Consider the following 18,923-nt stretch of genomic DNA (forward strand, 5'->3'; position numbering starts at 1 on the left):
CGATCGGCGAGCGCTGGGCGGTACCGGGAGCCGTGAGCAGCATGCAGGCGGCGAGCGCCGCGACGCCCCGGGCGCGCATCATCCCTCCCGGTGATACGGATGGTTGGCGAGGATGCTGACCGCGCGGAAGAGCTGTTCGGCGAGCATCGCGCGTGCCAGCAGGTGCGGCCAGGTGGCGCGGCCGAAGGACAGCAGCAGGTCCGCGCCTGCGCGCTCCGCGGCGGCGAAACCGTCCGCCGCACCGATCTCGAACCGCGCCTCGCGCACCCCGTCGTCGCGCCAGCGCGCGAGCGTTTGCGCGAACGCCATCGACGACAGCATCTCGCCCGTCTCGTCGAGCAGCACGCGGCGCGATTGCGCGGGGAGGTCTGGTATCTTGCCGCCCGCGTCGGGGAGTTCGCTGACCCGCGTCGGCCAGGTGATCCGCTTCAGATAGCGGTCGAGCAGTTCCGCTTCCGGAGACCGGCCGATCCGCCCGCGCGCGACGATGTGGAGCAACACGCGGGTGGGCGCTCAGGCGTCGCCCGGCATCGCAGGAGGAGCGGGCGCATCGCCGAACGACCACATGCGTTCGAGGTTGTAGAAGCTGCGGACCTCGGGGCGGAACAGGTGAACGATCACGTCGCCCGCGTCGATCAGCACCCAGTCGGCGGTCGGCAGCCCCTCGATCCGGGTCGGACGGCCGGTCTCGGCCTTGATCCGCTCGGCAAGCTTGGCCGCCATCGATGCGACCTGCCGGGTCGAACGGCCGCTGGCGATCACCATATGATCGGCGATCGACGATTTGCCCGCCAGGGGAATCGAGATCGCGTCGACCGCTTGGTCGTCGTCGAGGCTGGCCATCACGAGCGCACGCAGCGCCTCCACTTCCTGCGGGTCCGATGGGCGGGGGGCGATCTTCGGGATGGCCAATTCAGCTCCTTGGTTGGTGTGCCGACAGGCGCACGTGCCAGTCGGGATCGGCCGCGCGGACGGCGGTGGCGGATGTCGGATCGGGCCGGAACGTCAAGCGCACGAGCGCCGGCAAACTCCACGTCGTCCAGGCCTTCGCCCCGGTCATCCCAGCGCCCGCCCGCCGTTCGTAGCGCCGCAGCCACGCCATCGCGCGACCCGTGACGGCGGCGCCATCATATCCCGGACGCGCGATCACCGCAATCGGCATCGCGCGGGCGATCTCGCGCCAATCCTTCCACCGGTGGAATTGCCCCAGATTGTCGGCGCCCATCAGCCAGATGAAACGGATCTTCGGATGGCGCCGCCGGAGCTTGGCGATCGTATCGACGGTGTAGCGCGTGCCGAGCCGCGTCTCGATCGCGGTGGCGCGGATCGGCGCCCGCCTCGCCATCGCGCGCGCCGATGCCAGCCGCGCGGCGAGCGGCGCCATGTCGCGCGCCGCGGCTTTCAGCGGATTGCCGGGCGAGACCAGCCACCAGACCTCGTCCAGCGCCAGCGCGCGGATCGCGTTCAGGGTGACGCGGCGGTGGCCGCGGTGCGCGGGGTTGAAGCTGCCGCCGAAGAGGCCGATGCGGATCAATCCGGGACAAGCCGCCAGTTGCTTCGATCATGTCGAAGGCGGCCAATCTCGATGCCGGTCTCGATCGGTCGGTAGATCACCAAATAGCGGGTGCGCTTGATGCGCCACTTGCGCCAACCTGCGGCACCTAGTCGTTCGCCTGCCCCCGGCACTTCAAGCAAAAAACGCCCCGATGCGATCGCGCGCACGACGAGATCGCGTCCGATGCTGGGGTGATATTTTGACAATTCGGCCGCGGCGTTGGTCAGATCACGATCGGCCGCCCTCGACCAACGAACCTGCTTCATGCCGCGTGTCGATCATCCCGGCTCACGCCAAACCGCTCCTCGATCTGCTCCTGCGTATAGAAGCGCCCCGCAGCCAGATCCGCTTCTCCTTCGGCAATCGAATCGAGCAAGTCGACCTCTTCAGCTAGATATCTCTCGAGCGCGCGAACTATGACCCATGCCTTGGGCCGATCGTAATCTGTCGCGACCCTATCCAGCTGGCTGCCAAGCTCCGCGGGAATGCGAGCGGTTACGACGACGGTCTCGACCATGTCACAACTGTATACAAGGCTCTCGCAACCATCAACCCCGCACCTGCCCAGCGCCCTTCCCCACCCATTTGTACGTCGTCAGCCCCTCCAGCGCGACCGGGCCGCGGGCGTGGAGGCGGCCGGTGGCGATGCCGATCTCGGCGCCCAGGCCGAATTCGCCGCCATCGGCGAATTGGGTCGAGGCGTTCCACAGGACGATGGCGGAATCAACTTCGGCCAGGAAGCGTTCGGCGACGCCCGCATCCTCGGCGACGATCGCGTCGGTGTGGTGCGAGCCGTGGCGCGCGATATGCGCGATCGCGCCGGCGACCCCGCCCACGAGCGCGACCGAGGCGATGGCGTCGAGATATTCGGTGTCCCAGTCGGCTTCGGTTGCGGGAAGGATGGCGGGGTCGAGCGCGAGGACGGCAGCGTCGCCGCGGACTTCGCAACCGGTCGCGCGCAACGCCGCTACCAATGCGCGCGCGGCCGGGTAGGCGCGGTCGATCAGCAACGTCTCCATCGCGCCGCACACCCCGGTGCGGCGCATCTTGGCGTCGCGCACGATGGCGGCGGCCATCGCCGGCTCCGCCGAGGCATCGACGTAGACGTGGTTGATCCCGTCGAGGTGCGCCAGCACCGGGATGCGTGCCTCCGCCTGCACCCGCGCGACCAGCCCCTTGCCGCCGCGCGGGATCACCAGGTCGATCACCCCTTCCGCGCTCAGCATCGCGCCGACCGCAGCGCGGTCGGTGGTGGCGACGAGCTGCACCGAGTCGTGCGGCAATCCTCCGGCGGCGAGCCCGGCGGCGAGGCCAGCGTGGATCGCGGCGTTGCTGCGGCGGGCTTCGGAGCCGCCGCGCAGGATGGCGGCGTTGCCGCTGCCGATGCACAGCGCCGCGGCGTCGGCGGTGACGTTGGGGCGGCTTTCGTAGACGATGCCGATCACCCCGATCGGCACGCGCACCCGCGCGAGCGCCAGGCCGTTGGGACGAACGGTCTCGTCGATGATCGCGCCGACCGGATCGGCGAGCCCTGCGACCGCCGCCACCCCGTCCGCCATTGCCGCGATTCGCGAAGGATCGAGCCGAAGGCGATCGAGCATCGCCGGGGACAGGCCCGCGGCGGTCGCCTGCGCCATATCCGCGGCATTCGCTTCGAGAATCGCGGGTTGCGCCACCCGCAACGCTTCGGCGGCCTCGGCTATCGCATGCTGCTTGACGGCCGTCGGCGTGGCCGCGAGCACGCGCGCGGCGGCGCGCGCGCGCGCGCCCATCGCTGCGATCATTGCGTCAGGGGTGCCGTCCATGGCGCGGCGCTACCATGAGCGCGCGCGCGATCAAACTCCGGCGTCGGGCGAAATCGCGTTCGATGGCAAGCGGCTCAGCGGCAGGGGTACATTCGCGCCATGACGCGGACGATGCCGTCCTTCAGCGACAGGGTGCTTTGCTGACGTTCGGGAATGTCGTTCAGGCCGTCGACCATGTCCTCGACCGACGGATCGGGCTCGTCGGCGGACTTGCAGTAGAGCGGCGATCGTCGCGCGGCGCGGCGCGCATCTTCGTCGGCGTGCATCTGCCGGATCGCGGCCTTCGCCTGTGCGCGCAACTCGGGCACGTCGGGGGACAGCATGCCGAGCACGCCCTGGTCGCGGATCGGGTTGGCGCGGTCGAGGAAAGCGGCGACGGTCGGGCCCGCAGCCGCTGCGGGCACGGCGGCAAAGGTCACCATCATCGCGCATAGAAGGGTAGAACGCATGGGCCGTCCTTTACGAAGTTTGGCGGCCCATGCCCTTGTTTTCATTGCGCTTTGCTGAACGTCAGGCCCCGACGGGCGTCGGTGAGCCGAACGGGCCGGGTCCGCGCCGCGTCTTGGGGATCGAGGTGCCCGCACGCGGCACCGACGGCGACTTCGGCCCCGAATCGCGGCCGATCTCGTCGCCCGCGATCAGCGCCTTGATCTCGTCGCCCGACAGCGTCTCGTATTCGAGCAGCGCGCCGGCCAGCAGGTGGAGCTGGTCGACATGGTCGGTCAGCAATTGCTTGGCGCGATCGAGTCCGCCCTGGACGATGCCCTTGATCTCGTCGTCGATCAGCTGCGCGGTCGCGTTGGACATGCGGACCGGCTGCGACGACGAATAGCCGAGGAACGATTCGCCCTCGGGCTGCGCATATTCCACGGGCCCGACCTTGTCCGACATGCCCCATTTGGTGACCATGTCGCGCGCGAGGCCGGTCGCGTACTGGATGTCCGAAGACGCGCCCGACGAGACCTTGTCGTAGCCGAAGATCACTTCCTCGGCGACGCGTCCGCCCATCGCCACCGCCAAATTCGCGTACATCTTGTCGCGGTGATAGCTGTACGAGTCGCGCTCGGGCAGCCGCATGACCATGCCCAGCGCACGCCCGCGCGGGATGATCGTCGCCTTGTGGATCGGATCGCTCGCCGCTTCGTGGATCGATACGATCGCGTGGCCCGCCTCGTGATAGGCGGTCATCCGCTTCTCGTCCTCGGTCATGACCATCGAACGCCGTTCGGCGCCCATCATGACCTTGTCCTTGGCCTCCTCGAACTCGGCCATCGCGACCAGGCGCTTGCCCTTGCGCGCCGCGGTCAGCGCCGCCTCGTTGACGAGATTCGCCAGGTCCGCGCCCGAGAAGCCCGGCGTGCCGCGCGCGATCACCCGCGCATCGACGTCGGGGGCGAGCGGTGTCTTCTTCATGTGGACTTCGAGGATCTTGATCCGGCCCTCGATATCCGGGCGCGGCACGACGACCTGGCGGTCGAAGCGGCCCGGGCGCAGCAACGCCGGGTCGAGCACGTCGGGACGGTTGGTCGCGGCGACGATGATGATGCCCTCGTTCGCCTCGAACCCGTCCATCTCGACCAGCAGCTGGTTGAGCGTCTGCTCGCGCTCGTCGTTGCCATTGCCGAGGCCTGCGCCGCGGTGACGGCCGACTGCGTCGATCTCGTCGATAAAGACGATGCACGGCGCCGACTTCTTGGCCTGTTCGAACATGTCGCGCACGCGGCTGGCGCCGACGCCGACGAACATCTCGACGAAATCGGAGCCCGAGATGGTGAAGAAGGGCACCCCCGCTTCGCCCGCGATCGCGCGTGCGAGCAGCGTCTTGCCGGTGCCGGGCGAGCCGACGAGCAATGCACCCTTGGGGATCTTGCCGCCGAGGCGCGCGAATTTGGTCGGGTCTTTCAAGAACTCGACGATTTCGACCAGTTCCTCGCGCGCCTCATCGATGCCGGCGACGTCGTCGAAGGTGACCTTGCCTTCCTTCTGCGTCAGGATCTTCGCGCGGCTCTTGCCGAAGCCCATCGCGCCCGAGCCCGAATTCTTCTGCATCTGGCGCAGCACGAAGAAGGCGATGCCCATCAGCAGCAGGAACGGCAGCGACTGAACGAGGATATACTGCCAGATCGACGGGCCGTCGTCGGCGCGCGCCTTGAACACGACGCCCTTCTCGCGCAGCTTCGGGATGAGCTGGGTATCGGGAACCGGCATCGTCTTGAACGACTCGCCCGAGGTGAAGGTGCCGGTGATCTGGTCGCGGCTGATGACCACGTCCTTCACCGTGCCCTCGTCGACCTTGTCGAGGAAGGTCGAATATTCGACCGCGCTGCCACCGGCCGCGGACGTGCGCCCGTCGACCATGGTCACGAACAAGGCGAGCGCGAGGAGGATGCCGACCCAGATCAGCAGGCTCTTCATCCAGGGATTGGGACCACCGCCGCTGTTGTCGCCGGAGCCGGGCTGCTTGTCGTTGTCGTTCATGCGGTCAAGATAAGCGCAGCCACGTTAATGGCAATGGAACAGTGCAGCCGTTTGTCGCGGGTGTGAGGGGGTTGATCTCCCTTGTCCTCCCGAGCCTGGTCGGGGAGGATCAACCGGTCCGCCGCGCGGGTGCGGGACGGAAGCGCCACACGCCGCGGCGCAGGCCCGCGACCACCCCGGCCTGGGTGGCGCGGCGGCCCTGCGCCAGCGCGTCGAGCAGGGGTTCGACGTTGGCCGATTCGGACCAGTCCGGCGTCGCGATGCCCGCCTGTTCGCGGACCGCGCCGATCGCGCGGCGGGCGAGGATGCGGAGCAGGCCGCGGGGAAGGCCTTCGATCGCCAGCGTCACCACCGCGCCATCGCCGCAAGCAGCGCGCGCGGCCCAGACCCAATCGGCGACCGCACGCAGATCGGCGTCGGCCTCCGCCAGCGCCGCCGCCGCGCGCGCGAGGCGGGGCGGATCGAGCCATTCGTTGGCATCGAGCAGGCGGCGGAAGCGGGTGCGGTCGTGGCGGTCGTCGGCATTGGCGGGATCGTCGACGAACGGCATTTCGGCACGCCGGGCGATCGCGCGCAGCTCGGCGCGGCGCCAGTCGAGCAGCGGCCGGACGACCGTCGCCCCTTCGATCACGACGCGGGTGCGGATTCCCGCCAGCCCGGACAGCCCGGAACCCCGCGCGGCGCGCATGAGAAAGGTCTCGGCCTGGTCATCCGCATGGTGCGCGGTGGCGATCGCCTGCGCGGCCGTAGCGCGCGCGTGGGCGGCGAGGAGGGCGTAGCGGACGTCGCGCGCCTGTGCCTGGAGGCTGGCGCCGCCGCCGGACATCGCGCCGGTCAGGGTGGCGTGGGGCACGCCGAGGCTTGCGCAGCAGCCGGCAACCATGGCCGCTTCGGCGGCGGCCTCCGGACGGAGGCCGTGGTCGACGGTGGCGGCCGCGATGCCGCCGGGCAGCGCGGCGGCGGCAAGCGCGAGCATCGCCATGCTGTCGGGGCCGCCCGAGACCGCGAGGAGCAGCGGCGCGGGGGTGGTCCCGGCGACGCGGGCGAGGTCGGCGAGGAAGCGGGCGGGTTCGGTCATGGGCGGGCTGCGCGTGAGATCGGTGCGCTCATGATCCTCCCCGGAACGGGGAGGAATAGCGCGGTCATTCGCACGAACGTCGGACTACGTTCTCTAGTCGGGCTACTGGCACTTCGCCGCCGCGCGCCCGCGGGCGATGTCGGCCTTCATCGACGCGCCGATCTTGGCGGCATAGACGTCGCCGAGCTCGCCATAGACCTTGCACGCATCGGCGGGTTTCTTGAGGGTCACCAGCGCCTGCGCCAGGTAATACAGGCTCTCGGGCGCGCGTTCGCCGTCGGGGAGGGTCTTGTAATTGTCGTAGAAGGTCATCGACGCCAGGCTCGGCTTGCCGTCGTCGAGATAGGCGCGGCCGAGCAGGTTCTTGGCATAGCTGGCGCGGCGATGCCTGGGATAGTCGGCGGCGACCTTCTTCAGCTGCGCCTCGGCCTCGGGATAGAGCTTGGCCGCCCACAAGCGGTAGCCATAAAGGTATTCGTCTTCGGGCGTATCGCCGCTTGCGGGCCGCTCGACCGCCGCGACCTGCGTCGCGCGGGCCGGGTCGCTCCTGACCGGCGCAGTGGCAGGACGCGTCGATGCCGTCGGCGGACGGGCGCCGGCGCGCGGCGGCGGGGACGTGTCGTCGGCCGCGGCGTCCGGCGCGTCGCGGACCGCAGCGCCGGGCGCCTCGACCGCCTTGACCCGCGCATCGTTGGTGCGGCGATAGGCGTCGAACGCGTCCTGCAATTGGCGGACGCGGTTCTGGTTCTCCTCGATCTGGCCGGTCAGCGACGCCATCTGGCTTTCGAGCGAGGTGACGCGCGACGTGAGGTCGACGATCGCGCTCGACGCAGGCGTGCCCGGGCCGGGACCGACCGGGGTTTCGGGCGCGGTCACGTCGGGCTGGATGTACTGGCCGGCGCCGCCCGGAAACACCTTGCGCTGGACCGCACGCATCTCGCTTTCGAGCTTGCCGACGCGGCCCTCGACGTTGGACTGCGCGAACGCCGCTGCGGGAATGGCGGCGGTGGCGAACAGGACGGGAATCAGCAGCTTACGCATCGGTTACGGCCCCCCCAGGGATGTACTCGGGATCGCTATAGCGGGTTTGCGGACGCTGTCGCCAGCCCTGCGCGGTCAGCGCGGTCGCGGGCGAGCCAGGTTGCGCGCGGCCTCCAGGTTCGCGCGCTGCGTTTCGGTCAGGACCCGGCGACGTGGCCGTGAACGCTCGCGACGGACAGTGCGCCGGGGCGCGGCAGCCGGCTCGGGCGATGCGGCCGCAGTGGCGCTTGGCACCGCTACGGGCTGGGGTACGGGCGTTCCCGCCAGCCGCGCGGCGAGCGCCGCGGGGCCGATGTGGACGTCCTTGATCGGGCGTTCGCCGGTGCCCAGCGGCGGCACCGCGGCGCCGTTCAGCGTCACTGCCAGCTTGTCGGGGCGGCCGACGTTGATCTGGGGGTCGGTCGCGGTCGCGGGGACGACGTAGCGCTCGCCGGGCTGCATCGTGCCGATCTTCAGCGTCGTGTCCGCGGCATCGTAGACGCGCAGCCACACCTCGTCGGTGGCGGTCAGCACCACCTCGCCCGAGCCGGCGGCGGCGGTCGGCGTGGGTGCGGGCACCGCGCGGGTCGCCACGACCGGGGCGGCATCCGGCAGCGACGGCGCGGACGATCGCTGCAGCCAGTCGCCGCCGAAATACAGCGCCACGAGCACCAGCAGGCCCAAAGCCAGGCCGGCCGCGACGATCGCGACCGCGCGCGACGGGACCCGTGCCGGATCGGTGACTTCATAGGGCTCGTATTCGGGCTGGCGCCGGCCGAGCCGGTCGACCTCGATCCGCGCCGCTTTGGCGGTCGCGACCTCGTCCGCGCCGATCGCGCGGGCATAGGCGCGCGCGAAGCCGACCGCGTAGGTCGGTGCGGGCAGCGCGGCGTAGTCGGCGGCCTCGATCGCTTCGAGGTGGCGCAGCGGCACGCGAGTACGCGCGCCGACCTCCGCCAGGCTCAGGCCCTGCGCCTCGCGCAAGGCGCGCAGCGTTGCGCCGAGCGACTGCGGTGCCGCACCCGGCTGGGGCGCTGTCGGAGCCCCCGTCGGACCGGCGTCGACTTCGTCCATCAACTTCTCCGATCCCGGCGAACACCGCCCGCCGCACCCGCGTGCGCCGGCCACCGTCTTCCAGAGCGAGTCTCGCCTGTCAACGCGCCAGCCGGGGCGTCCGTCGCCCGGTCACGCCAATTCGACGCCGGCCTCGGCCGCCCACGCCGTCAGCACATCGCGCAGGTCGCGCGGCGGGTGTGCGAGCCACGCCGTCATCGCGGTGCGCAGCGCACCCGCGTCGAGCGAGCGGACCATCGCTTTCAGCGGTCCGACCGCCGCCGGGGTGATCGACAGCCGGTCGATGCCGAGCCCGATCAGCGCCATCGCCTCGAGAGGCCGGCCGCCCATCTCGCCGCAGACGCCGAGGTCCACGCCGGCCGCGCGCGCTGGCGCGACGAGGCGCGCGAGAAAGCGCAGGATCGACGGGCTGAGCCAGTCGTAGCGTTCGGCGAGCTTCGGGTTGGCGCGGTCGGCGGCAAACAGGAACTGGGTCAGGTCGTTGGTGCCGACCGAAAGGAACTGGATCTTGGGCAGCAGGATGTCGAGCTGTTCGGCAAGCGCGGGGACCTCCAGCATCGCGCCGTAGCGGATCTCGGTCGGCAGCCGCTTGCCGCGCGCGCCGATCCACGCGCGCTGCGCCTCGAACAACGCCTTGGCCTCGTCGAACTCCCACGGCTCGCTGACCATCGGGAACATGACATTGAGGGTGCGTCCCGCCGCCGCATCGATCAGCGCGCGCGCCTGCGCCTTCATCAGCCCGTCGCGTTCGAGCGCGAGGCGCAGCGCGCGCCAGCCCATCGCCGGGTTCTCCTCGTCGGCCGAGGCGGTGACCAGATAGGGCAGCGCCTTGTCGCCGCCGATGTCAACGGTGCGGAACACCACCGGACGGTCCCCCGCGGCGTCGAGCACCTCCTTGTACAGCCGCTGCTGGCGCTCGCGCTGGGGGAGCGAGGACGAAACGAGGAACTGGAATTCGGTGCGGAACAGGCCGATGCCGTCGGCGCCGGTGAGGTCGAGCGCCGCCGCATCGTCGCGCAGCCCGGCGTTGACCATCAGGGTGATGCGCTCGCCGTCCTTCGTCACCGGCGGCACGTCGCGCAAGCGTGCATAGGCGGCCTTGCGCTTCTGGCGCACCGCCAGCTTCGATTCGAACGCCTCCTCCATCGCCGCGGACGGCCGCACGAAGACGTTGGATTCGGTCGAATCGAGGAGCAGCAAGTCGCCCTCCGCGATCGTCCGGCGCAAGCCAGCGACGCGCCCGAGCACCGGCACCCCCATCGCGCGCGCGACAATGGTGACGTGCGCGGTGAGCGAGCCTTCGCCGAGCACCACGCCCTTCAACCGGCGCTTGTCGTATTCGAGCAGCTCGGCGGGGCCCAGGTTGCGCGCGATCAGGATCGTGTCGCGCCGCAGCCCGAATTGCGCGGCGGTGCCCATCTGGCCCGAGACGATCCTGAGCAGCCGGTTGGAGAGGTCCTCCAGGTCGTGCATCCGGTCGGCGAGCAGCGGATCGTCGATCTGGCGCATCCGCTGGCGGGTGCGCTGCTGCACCCGCTCGATCGCGGCCTCGGCGGTCAGGCCGCTGTCGATCGCCTCGTTGATCCGCCGCGACCAGCCCTCGTCGTAGGCGAACATCTTGTAGGTCGCGATGACCTCGTCGTGCTCGCCCGCCATGCCGAATTCGGCCTCGCGGGTGATGCGGTCGATCTGCTCGCGCATCTTGTCGAACGCGGCGTAGACGCGGTGGCGTTCGGCGTCGATGTCCTCGGCGACGGTATGCTCGACCGTGATCCGCGGCTGGTGATAGACCGCGCATCCCGCCCCCATGCCCTCGACCAGTTTCAGCCCCGGCAGCCGCACCGATGCGGTCGATTGCGGACGGTCGGCGCCCGTCGTGGCGACATCGACCAGCCCGGCGTTGGCGATCAGTTCGCTCAGCACCATCGCGACGGTCTGCAACGCCTCGATCTCGACATCCTGATAGCGGCGCGGATCGACGTGCTGGACCGCGAGGACACCCACCGCGCGCTCGCGGCGGATGATCGGCACGCCGGCAAAGCTGTGGAAGCGCTCTTCGCCGGTCTCGGGATTATGGACGAAATTCGGATGGCTGGTCGCCTCGTCGAGGTTCAGCACCTCGACATCCTCGGCGATCGTGCCGACCAGCCCCTCGCCCAGCGCCAGCTTGGTGACGTGGACGGCTTCCTGCGCCAGGCCCCGCGTCGCGTAGAGCTCGAGCACGCCCTCGCGCAGCAGGTAGATCGAGCACACCTCGCTGCCGATCGCCTCGCCGATGATCTGGACCACCGCGTTGAGCTTGGCCTGCGGCGCGGTGCGCCCCGCCATCACGTCGTGAAGGCGGACAAGGATCTCGCGGGCGGAGGCGGCGGCCGAGGGCATGGCCGCAGGGCTAACAGATGCGCGCGGGCGGTGCCACGCAACTTTCTCTTGTCGCTAGCGCAGCCGCGCGACCATCAGTTCAAGGACCGGGGCCGGGCTGCCCACGATCTGGGCCAGGTAGCGGCCGGGGGTGAGGCGGAAGTCGACGGTCTTGCGCACCGGCGAGCAGTCCGGGCCGTGCGCGTGGGCGGTGGAGGCGAGCGCCTTGCCGCCCTGGACGACGTCGATCCAGGCGCCCGCGCCGAGCGCCACGCGGTAGGTGCCGGCACGCGCGACCTCGAAGGCGAAGACGCCGCCGCTGGTGTTCGCGGCGGCGGGCCTGGCGGGGGCAAGCGGGTAGGTCACCGCGGCGGTGGGGAGCAGGCTCGCGCGGGCAGCCTGCCCGACGCGGATCACCGCGGGCGTGTCACGCGCAGCGACCGGCGTCATCGTGCGCCAGCCGGCGAGTTCGCGCGGGATCGCCGCTGCGGCCGGGCAAACCTGCGGATCGGGGCGCGAAGGCGCGGGCATCGCGGCATGTGCCTGGGCGAGCAGCGTGAGGGCGAGAGCGAGCATGGGGATTTCCGTCAGTCGACCGCCAGCAGGACGTGGCTGGCCTTGATGAGCGCGAGCGCGGGGGTGCCGACGGTGAGGCCCAGCGCGTCGGCGCTTGCACGGGTGAGCGTGGCGACCAGCGTCTTGCCAAGTTGGAGCTCGAGGGTCACCTCGCTGCCAACCTCGCCATCCTCGCGCGCGACGACGGTCCCGGCCAGGCAGTTGCGCGCCGAAGTGCGCAGGCCCGGCTCGCCGCGCGCCAGGATGACGAAGCTCGACTTGATCAGCGCGGTCGCCACCGAACCCGGCGCGAGCCCGAGCGCCGCGACGCTGGCGCGGGTGATCGTCGCGACGATCTCGACCCCTTGCGCGATCCCCAGCACCACTTCGGCGTCGACCGTCCCCTCGACGATATGCGACACGGTGCCGCGGAGCGCGTTGCGGGCGCTGGTCTTCATGGCAATTCCCATCAGCAAGGGCCGGAGCGGCGAATTGGACAGCCCCTCTTCGAGCCGCGCGATGGCGGACGCAAGCTCGATCTCGACCGCATCGAAGGCGGCGATCACCTGCACGCCCTCCGCGCTCACCACGCTGGCGCCCCCCGTCAAGCCGCCCGCGGACGGCAGGACGAGCGGCCGGGCGAACAGGTTGTTCATCACCTGCACCGCGTCCCACGCCGCCTTGTAGCTCAGGCCCACCGCCTTTGCCCCCGCCGCAATCGATCCGCTGGCACCGATCGCGCGGAGAAGCGCGATGCGGTCCGCCCCGACGCGCCCCGCCGCACGGTTCAGGACGACGCTGGCGTGGACCGATCCCATCCGCGCATCATAGTCACTGCCGGACGCGCAAGGTAACCCCGATCACGCGCGGGTCGCTCGGCGTCGCCAGGATCAGGCCCGAATTGCCCGCCTGGATCGTCACGTTCTGGATATAGTCCTTGTCGAACAGGTTGCGCGAGAACAGCGCCAGCTCCCAGCCTTCGCGGGCGCGAAAGCCGATGCTGGCGTTGACGATCGTATAGCCCTCGATGACCGTGAACGCCGATCCCGACGGATCGCCGAACTGCCGCGTGCGGGTGTTCGAATCGGCGTGCACGAACGCGCTGCCGCCGTCGCCCAGCGGCTGCACATAGTCGCCGCCCAGGGTGTAGGACCAGCGCGGCAGGCTCGGCAGCCGCTGGCCCGACAGATCGCAGACCGAGGCGGTGTTGCCGATCCGCTCGATCGGGCACGGCGCCGCAGGGTAGGAATCGAACGTCCCATCGGCGTAGGCGACACTGCCGCGCAGCGACAGATTGCGCGTGACCGCGGCGACCGCATCCGCCTCGAAGCCCTTGACGGTCACCCTGGGGATGTTGGCGAGATAGGTGCGCAGCGCGGCGGCGGCGCGGGTGTCGGTGACATTCGCCTGGAAATCGGTGACTCGCGAATAGAAGCCGTCGACGTTCAGGACCAGCCGCCGGTCGAACAGCCGGGTTTTCAGCCCCACCTCGTAATTGATGTTCTTCTCGGGCCGCACCACCGCGGTGCCGAGCGCGGGGCTGTTGCGGTCGTCGAGCGGCAGGCCCGACATGTTGATCCCGCCCGATTTCTCGCCGCGCGCATAGCTGGCATAGCCAAGGACATCGTCGCTCGCCTGAAACGCGATGTTGCCGCGCCCGGTCAGCGCGCCGTCCTTGACGCCGGCCGCATAGCTCTGGCCGCGCAGGATCGACAGCTTGGCGGCGTTGAGCGCGGCGTTCGCGGTCTGCAACCCGCCGAAGACGAAGGTGTCGTACGTCCCCTCCTTCTCCTCATAGGTATAGCGCAGGCCGCCGGTCAGCGTGACGCGCTCGACCGGGCGCCAGTTGACCTCGCCGAACGCGGCATAGCTGTCCGAGCGGAAATCGGTGCGGCCGTCGGTGCCGTAGCCGTCGAGCAGGTTGCCCGGGACCGCCACCGCCGCGGCGCCGGTACCGGTGGTCGTGCCGATCAGGTAGCGCGCCGCGGCGGGGCCGTAGATCGAGATCGGGCGGCCGATGACCCGCTGGCGAAACACGTACACGCCGCCGACATAGCTGAAGGCGCGATCGCCGTTGGAGGCGAGGCGCAGTTCCTGGCTGTACTGATCCTGGCGGGAGGGGATGTGCTGTTCGATCTGGACCGGGATGCCGGTATAGTCGCGGTCGTTCGCGGCATCCCAGTTCCAGAAGCGCCACGCGCTGACCGAGGTGAGCGTCGCGCCCCCGAGCGTCCAGTCGGCGATCACCCCCACCCCGCCTTCGTTGGTGTCGACCCCGAGCGCCGCGTCGATATCGGTCACGCGGTCGTAGGGATTGGTGCTGGGCGGCGCATAGCCGAACTGCGCGGCCAGGCCGGTGGGGCCGGCGAACTGGCGGGTGGCGGTGCGGAACGTCGTCGCGCGGGTGGCCAAATTGTAATAGACCTGGGTGCAGCAGTTGCTCTGGAAATTGGTGAAGTCGGCGCCGATCTTCACCGACACGTCGGCGGACGGCAGGTAGAGCAATTGCGCGCGGATCGCCTGATTGCCGACCGTGTTCTGCGCACGGCCGGTGACGACATTGTCGATCACCCCGTCGCGCCGCGTGCTGACGACAGACAGGCGCCCGGCCAGTACGTCGCCGATCAGCGCGCCCGACACCGCCGCCTTGGCCTGGACGAAATCGAAGCTGCCATAGCTGATCTCGGCCTCGCCTTCGCTGGTGAACGTCGGCGCGCGGGTAGTGAGCAGAATCGCCCCTGCGGTGGCGTTCTTGCCGAACAGCGTGCCCTGCGGCCCGCGCAGCACCTCGACCCGCTCGATATCGCTGAAGTCGAACGCCGCGGTGGCGGGGCGGGCGTGATAGACCTGGTCGACGTAGAAGCCGACGCCCGGCTCCAGCCCGTCATTGGCCTGGCTGACCGCGACGACGCTGCTGCCGAGCCCGCGGACCGTGAAGGCGGTGTTGCGCGGATTGGCCGAACTGTAGTTCAGCGCGGGCGCCAGCTGCGAGAGCTGCTGGGTGTTGACGGTATAGGATCGGTCGAGCAGCGCGCCGTCGACCACCGACAGCGATCCGGGCACCCGCTGCGCATCCTCCGCCCGGCGGCGCGCGGTGACGATGACGGTGGGCACGCCGTGATCGGCGTCCGCAGCTTGCGCAGCCGGGGCGTCCTGCGCAGCCACAGGCGCAGCCGTCACTCCCAACGCAGCCGCCGTGATCCAGATTGTCTTCATGCCTAACCACGTTATGTAGCTTGGCTACATAACGGGGGCAGCGGGTTTGAACAGCTACTGCGGCAGCAACCGCGGAAATTCGCCCGGCAGTTCGCGCGCCAGAAAGCCGATCGGCCCGCGCCGGGTGGCGACCCGCCTGCCGCCATGGCCGTGGAGCCATACGCCCCAGCCCGCCGCGACCAGCGGGGTGGCGCCGCGCGACAGCAGCCCGGCGACCGCACCCGCCAGCACGTCGCCCGACCCCGCGGTAGCCAGCCCGATGCCGCCGCCGATGTAATGCAGGACGGTGCCGTCGGGCGCGGCGATCACCGTGTCGTCGGCCTTCAGCACCACGGTGATGCCGTATTCGCGCGCGACCGCCAGCGCCGCGCGTTCGGGGTCGGCGGCGATCGCATCCGCGCTGTCGCCGGTCAGCGCCGCCATCTCGCCGTGGTGCGGGGTAATGACGATTCTGTCCGCGCACGCCTCGGCGCGCGCACGGCAGCCTTTCAGCTCGGGGATCGCGGTCGCGTCGATCACGATGCCGGTATCGTCGCCGACCGCGGCTAGGACGTGCGCGAGCAAGCGCCCGGCGGCGGCGGGTTCGCCCATGCCGGGCCCGACGACGAGCGCGTCGCACGCGGCCAGCGGCTTTGTCAGCCGGTCGCCGCAGTCGCCGATCTCACCGTCCTCCTCGGGCAGAGCGATCACCCCGGCTTCGGGCACCGCGACCCCGAGCAGCAGCGCCGCCGAGGCGATCGTCGCGATCTGCAGCTTGCCGGCGCCCGCGCGCAACGCCGCTTCGCCGGTCAGCCTGAGCGCGCCGGGGACGCTCGCCGCGCCGCCGATCGCGAGCACCCGGCCGCGGCTGTTCTTGGTCGTCCCCGATCCGTGAACGGGCGCGGGGTTGGCGGCGATCCAGGCGCTGTCGAGCCGCGTCATCCGCTGGCGCCGATGCTGCGCGAGAGCTCGGTGGTGACGGTCGCCTGCTCCGCCACCGGCGCGGTCGCGTTGTAGCGGACCAGTGCCATGGCGCCGTCCCCCGCGGCGGCGGCATCGAAGCGATATTCGGTGACCGAGCAATTGGCCACGTCGCCCTCGCGGTCGATCTCCAGGATCTGCGCCTCGCTCATTCCCTCGATCACGTAGCGCAGGCACAGCACGACGACCTGGTGCGCGACGATCATCACCGGCTTGCCCGCATAATGGAGCGCGATCGTGTCCATCACGCTGCGCAGCCGGAAGATGACGTCGCACCAGCTCTCGCCGCCGGGCGGGCGGTGATAGAATTTACCGAGCAGGCGGCGAAATTCGGCCTGCTCGGGTTGCAGTTCGACGATGCCGCCGGTGGTCAGCCCGTCGAGGATGCCGAATTCCTTTTCGCGCAGCCGTTCGTCGATACACGGCACGCCATCCCCCGCCATGCCGCCGCTTTCGGCGAACAGCCGTGCGGTCGCCTGCGCGCGCGCATAGGGGGAGGCGAGCAGCACCTCAGGACGCTCACCGGGATTGCCCGCGAACCAGCGGCCGAGCGCGCGCGCCTGGTCCTCGCCGCGCGGGGACAGCGGCACGTCGACGTCGCGCATGTCGATCGCGATGCGGGTGGCGCCGCTCGCCTGCGCAGCATCGCGCGCGACATTGCCCGCGCTCTCGCCGTGACGGACGATCCACAGCCGGCTCGGCCAGCGTGCGTTGCTCAAGTCAAATGGTCCATGCGCATCTCCCGCGCGGATAATCGCTGGCGAAGCCTAGCGTTCCGCCAGCGCGAGCGTGAGGCGCGCCTGGTCGAGGTGGAGCCGCTCGGCCATCGCGCCGTTCACCCGCACTGCGCCCCTGTCGCGGTTCGCGGGCAAGTCGAAGGCGGCGACGATCGCGCGGGCCTGCGCGATCTCGGCCTCGTTCGGCGAGAAGGCGGCATTGCAGGCGGCGATCTGCGACGGGTGGATCAGCGTACGCCCGTCGCAGCCGTATTCGACGCTTTGCGCGCACGCTGCCGCAAAGCCGGCCGCATCGTCGATCGCGTTGTACACGCCGTCGAGGACGGCCAGCCCGTGGATGCGCGCGGCGGCGACCGCGTGGGCGAGGAAGGGCAGGAAGGGCGCGCGTTCTGGCGTCAGCCGTGCGCGCATCGCCTTGGCGAGATCGTTGGTGCCGAGCACGAAGGTGGTGAGCGCCATGTCCTGCGCGCAGGCGGCGAGCGGTTCGAGCGCGAACACGCTGCGGCACGTCTCGATCATGATCCACAGGTCGCAGCGACCGCCGAGCAGCGCGGCATAGGCGTGGACGTCGTCGGGACCGTCGACCTTGGGCGCGAGCACCGCGTCGAACCCGGCGCCTGCCACCGCGCTGATATCGTCGGCGCCCCATTCGGTGTCGAGCGCGTTGACCCGGACGACCAGCGTGCGCTCGCCGAACCCGCCCTCTCGCGCCGCCTGCACCGCGGCTTCGCGCGCGCGGGGCTTCTCGTCGGGCGCGACCGCATCCTCCAGGTCGAGGATCACCGCGTCGCACGGGAGGTCTCGCGCCTTGTCGATGGCGCGCGCGTTGCTCGCGGGCATGTAGAGCGCGCTGCGGATCGGGCGGATCATGCGCCGATGACCTTGTCCGCGGCGAGCGCGGCGATGCGCGCGTCGTCGTAGCCGATGCTGCGGAGGAGCTCCGCCGCATCGCCGCCGGGCGGACGCGGCGTCTCGGGCGCGCGTGCGGGCGTGGCGGAGAACAGCGGTGCGGGCGCGGGTTGGACGACCCCGCCGGGCGCCGCAAAACTGCCGCGCGCGACCGCGTGGGGGTGCACGGGTGCCTCGGCAAAGGTCAGGACCGGGGCGAAGCACAGATCCGCATCGGCGAACGTATCCTCCCATGCGGCGCGCGTGCGGGTGGCGAACAGCGCCGCGAGCTTCGCCTTCAGCGCAGGCCAGCCACCGCGGTCGAACTGCGCATCGAACGCCGGATCTTCGGCAAGCCCCAGCTTGGCGCGCAGGGCTCCATAGAATTGCGGCTCGATCGATCCGATCGCGACATGGCCGCCGTCCTCGCACGCATAGATCTCGTAGAAGGGCGCGCCGGTATCGAGGATGTTGCCGCCCCGCTCGTCGTGCCAGCGGCCCGAGGCGCGAAAGCCCCAGACCATCGCGGCGAGCAGTGCCGACCCCTCGGTCATCGCACAGTCGATCACCTGACCGGCACCGCCGCCACGCGCGTGGAGGATCGCCGCGGTCATCGCGAACGCCAGCAGCATGCCGCCGCCGCCGAAATCCGCGACCAGGTTCAGCGGCGGCACCGGCGCCTCCCCCGCCCGCCCGATCGCGCCGAGCGTTCCCGAGATCGCGAGATAGTTGATGTCGTGCCCGGCCAACGCGCTCAACGGTCCGGTCTGCCCCCACCCCGTCATGCGACCGTAGGCGAGCCGCGGATTGTCGCCGAGCAGCACGTCGGGCCCCAGCCCCAGCCGCTCCATCACCCCCGGCCGGAACCCCTCGATCAGTCCGTCCGCGCTGCGGGCAAGGTCGCGGACGATCACGATCGACTCGGGCCGCTTCAAATCGAGCGCGATCGACTTGCGTCCACGGCGGAGGACGTCGCTGGGGTCGTCGGGCGCGCCCGGTCGGTCGATGCGGATCACCTCCGCGCCGTGATCGGCCAGCATCATCCCCGCAAACGGTGCCGGGCCGATGCCGGCGAGCTCAACGATCCGAACTCCAGTCAGTGCGCCCACTTCTGCCTTACTCCCACCGTCAAGCCGGATACCGGGGTGACGTACGCTTCGATTATGCGGTATGGCCACCCCCGATCACATCAGGAG

Annotated in this window: 19 protein-coding genes; all 19 read right to left on the reverse strand. The window is 70.4% G+C overall.

All coding sequences use genetic code 11. The features are described 5' to 3' along the window. Positions 1-78 precede the first annotated feature (78 nt). Positions 79-501: a 23S rRNA (pseudouridine(1915)-N(3))-methyltransferase RlmH gene (locus ACE5C1_RS00140; RefSeq protein WP_374942036.1), complete on the reverse strand. Its 423-nt coding sequence runs from the start codon at positions 499-501 to the stop codon at positions 79-81. Between the two features lie 12 nt (positions 502-513). Continuing rightward, positions 514-843: a ribosome silencing factor gene (gene rsfS, locus ACE5C1_RS00145; protein ID WP_374942080.1), complete on the reverse strand. Its 330-nt coding sequence runs from the start codon at positions 841-843 to the stop codon at positions 514-516. A gap of 70 nt (positions 844-913) precedes the next feature. Next, on the reverse strand, positions 914-1,531 hold the full coding sequence (locus ACE5C1_RS00150; protein ID WP_374942081.1) for a nicotinate-nucleotide adenylyltransferase: 618 nt from the start codon (positions 1,529-1,531) through the stop codon (positions 914-916). Then, positions 1,531-1,821 carry a type II toxin-antitoxin system RelE/ParE family toxin gene (locus ACE5C1_RS00155; RefSeq protein WP_374942037.1) on the reverse strand — a complete coding sequence of 97 codons (291 nt, stop codon included), beginning with the start codon at positions 1,819-1,821 and terminating at the stop codon, positions 1,531-1,533. Before ACE5C1_RS00155 ends, ACE5C1_RS00150 begins: the two co-directional genes overlap by 1 nt. Then, complete coding sequence (locus tag ACE5C1_RS00160; RefSeq protein WP_374942038.1) at positions 1,818-2,072, reverse strand: CopG family ribbon-helix-helix protein; 255 nt, start codon at positions 2,070-2,072, stop codon at positions 1,818-1,820. Before ACE5C1_RS00160 ends, ACE5C1_RS00155 begins: the two co-directional genes overlap by 4 nt. Positions 2,073-2,103: 31 nt before the next feature. Beyond that, on the reverse strand, positions 2,104-3,360 hold the full coding sequence (locus ACE5C1_RS00165; protein ID WP_374942039.1) for a glutamate-5-semialdehyde dehydrogenase: 1,257 nt from the start codon (positions 3,358-3,360) through the stop codon (positions 2,104-2,106). Positions 3,361-3,434: 74 nt separating this feature from the next. Next, positions 3,435-3,809 carry a hypothetical protein gene (locus tag ACE5C1_RS00170; protein ID WP_374942040.1) on the reverse strand — a complete coding sequence of 125 codons (375 nt, stop codon included), beginning with the start codon at positions 3,807-3,809 and terminating at the stop codon, positions 3,435-3,437. A gap of 61 nt (positions 3,810-3,870) precedes the next feature. After that, positions 3,871-5,838: an ATP-dependent zinc metalloprotease FtsH gene (gene ftsH, locus ACE5C1_RS00175; protein WP_374942041.1), complete on the reverse strand. Its 1,968-nt coding sequence runs from the start codon at positions 5,836-5,838 to the stop codon at positions 3,871-3,873. A gap of 109 nt (positions 5,839-5,947) precedes the next feature. Then, positions 5,948-6,916 (reverse strand): tRNA lysidine(34) synthetase TilS, encoded by a 969-nt coding sequence (gene tilS, locus ACE5C1_RS00180; RefSeq protein ID WP_374942042.1) that lies wholly within the window; start codon positions 6,914-6,916, stop codon positions 5,948-5,950. 102 nt (positions 6,917-7,018) lie between these two features. Then, complete coding sequence (locus ACE5C1_RS00185) at positions 7,019-7,957, reverse strand: hypothetical protein (protein ID WP_374942043.1); 939 nt, start codon at positions 7,955-7,957, stop codon at positions 7,019-7,021. A gap of 75 nt (positions 7,958-8,032) precedes the next feature. Beyond that, positions 8,033-9,010 carry a helix-turn-helix domain-containing protein gene (locus tag ACE5C1_RS00190; protein WP_374942044.1) on the reverse strand — a complete coding sequence of 326 codons (978 nt, stop codon included), beginning with the start codon at positions 9,008-9,010 and terminating at the stop codon, positions 8,033-8,035. A gap of 111 nt (positions 9,011-9,121) precedes the next feature. Next, the gene (ptsP, locus tag ACE5C1_RS00195; RefSeq protein ID WP_374942045.1) at positions 9,122-11,392 is read right to left on the reverse strand and encodes a phosphoenolpyruvate--protein phosphotransferase; all 2,271 of its coding nucleotides are present in this window, start codon (positions 11,390-11,392) and stop codon (positions 9,122-9,124) included. Between the two features lie 54 nt (positions 11,393-11,446). Next, on the reverse strand, positions 11,447-11,947 hold the full coding sequence (locus tag ACE5C1_RS00200; protein WP_374942046.1) for a homogentisate 1,2-dioxygenase: 501 nt from the start codon (positions 11,945-11,947) through the stop codon (positions 11,447-11,449). A gap of 11 nt (positions 11,948-11,958) precedes the next feature. Then, positions 11,959-12,744 carry a TOBE domain-containing protein gene (locus ACE5C1_RS00205; RefSeq protein ID WP_374942047.1) on the reverse strand — a complete coding sequence of 262 codons (786 nt, stop codon included), beginning with the start codon at positions 12,742-12,744 and terminating at the stop codon, positions 11,959-11,961. 13 nt (positions 12,745-12,757) lie between these two features. Further along, a complete protein-coding gene (locus ACE5C1_RS00210) occupies positions 12,758-15,142 on the reverse strand; it encodes a TonB-dependent receptor (protein ID WP_374942048.1) in 2,385 nt (794 codons plus the stop codon). 54 nt (positions 15,143-15,196) lie between these two features. Next, a complete protein-coding gene (locus tag ACE5C1_RS00215) occupies positions 15,197-16,063 on the reverse strand; it encodes an NAD(P)H-hydrate dehydratase (protein ID WP_374942049.1) in 867 nt (288 codons plus the stop codon). Beyond that, positions 16,060-16,821 (reverse strand): histidine phosphatase family protein, encoded by a 762-nt coding sequence (locus tag ACE5C1_RS00220; RefSeq protein ID WP_374942050.1) that lies wholly within the window; start codon positions 16,819-16,821, stop codon positions 16,060-16,062. Before ACE5C1_RS00220 ends, ACE5C1_RS00215 begins: the two co-directional genes overlap by 4 nt. A gap of 48 nt (positions 16,822-16,869) precedes the next feature. Next, complete coding sequence (locus ACE5C1_RS00225) at positions 16,870-17,709, reverse strand: HpcH/HpaI aldolase/citrate lyase family protein (RefSeq protein WP_374942051.1); 840 nt, start codon at positions 17,707-17,709, stop codon at positions 16,870-16,872. Next, complete coding sequence (locus tag ACE5C1_RS00230; RefSeq protein ID WP_374942052.1) at positions 17,706-18,836, reverse strand: CaiB/BaiF CoA transferase family protein; 1,131 nt, start codon at positions 18,834-18,836, stop codon at positions 17,706-17,708. Before ACE5C1_RS00230 ends, ACE5C1_RS00225 begins: the two co-directional genes overlap by 4 nt. Between the last annotated feature and the right edge of the window lie 87 nt (positions 18,837-18,923).

Origin of the sequence: Sphingomonas sp. (assembly GCF_964263785.1) — a bacterium.
Taxonomy (GTDB): domain Bacteria; phylum Pseudomonadota; class Alphaproteobacteria; order Sphingomonadales; family Sphingomonadaceae; genus Sphingomonas.

Coding starts and splice junctions, on each gene's coding strand:
- rsfS (WP_374942080.1), bottom strand. CDS start 843: ATGGCCAGCCTCGACGACGACCAAGCGGTCGACGCGATCTCGATTCCC.
- ACE5C1_RS00155 (WP_374942037.1), bottom strand. CDS start 1,821: ATGAAGCAGGTTCGTTGGTCGAGGGCGGCCGATCGTGATCTGACCAAC.
- ACE5C1_RS00160 (WP_374942038.1), bottom strand. CDS start 2,072: ATGGTCGAGACCGTCGTCGTAACCGCTCGCATTCCCGCGGAGCTTGGC.
- ACE5C1_RS00165 (WP_374942039.1), bottom strand. CDS start 3,360: ATGGACGGCACCCCTGACGCAATGATCGCAGCGATGGGCGCGCGCGCG.
- ACE5C1_RS00170 (WP_374942040.1), bottom strand. CDS start 3,809: ATGCGTTCTACCCTTCTATGCGCGATGATGGTGACCTTTGCCGCCGTG.
- ftsH (WP_374942041.1), bottom strand. CDS start 5,838: ATGAACGACAACGACAAGCAGCCCGGCTCCGGCGACAACAGCGGCGGT.
- tilS (WP_374942042.1), bottom strand. CDS start 6,916: ATGACCGAACCCGCCCGCTTCCTCGCCGACCTCGCCCGCGTCGCCGGG.
- ACE5C1_RS00185 (WP_374942043.1), bottom strand. CDS start 7,957: ATGCGTAAGCTGCTGATTCCCGTCCTGTTCGCCACCGCCGCCATTCCC.
- ACE5C1_RS00190 (WP_374942044.1), bottom strand. CDS start 9,010: ATGGACGAAGTCGACGCCGGTCCGACGGGGGCTCCGACAGCGCCCCAG.
- ptsP (WP_374942045.1), bottom strand. CDS start 11,392: ATGCCCTCGGCCGCCGCCTCCGCCCGCGAGATCCTTGTCCGCCTTCAC.
- ACE5C1_RS00200 (WP_374942046.1), bottom strand. CDS start 11,947: ATGCTCGCTCTCGCCCTCACGCTGCTCGCCCAGGCACATGCCGCGATG.
- ACE5C1_RS00205 (WP_374942047.1), bottom strand. CDS start 12,744: ATGGGATCGGTCCACGCCAGCGTCGTCCTGAACCGTGCGGCGGGGCGC.
- ACE5C1_RS00210 (WP_374942048.1), bottom strand. CDS start 15,142: ATGAAGACAATCTGGATCACGGCGGCTGCGTTGGGAGTGACGGCTGCG.
- ACE5C1_RS00215 (WP_374942049.1), bottom strand. CDS start 16,063: ATGACGCGGCTCGACAGCGCCTGGATCGCCGCCAACCCCGCGCCCGTT.
- ACE5C1_RS00225 (WP_374942051.1), bottom strand. CDS start 17,709: ATGATCCGCCCGATCCGCAGCGCGCTCTACATGCCCGCGAGCAACGCG.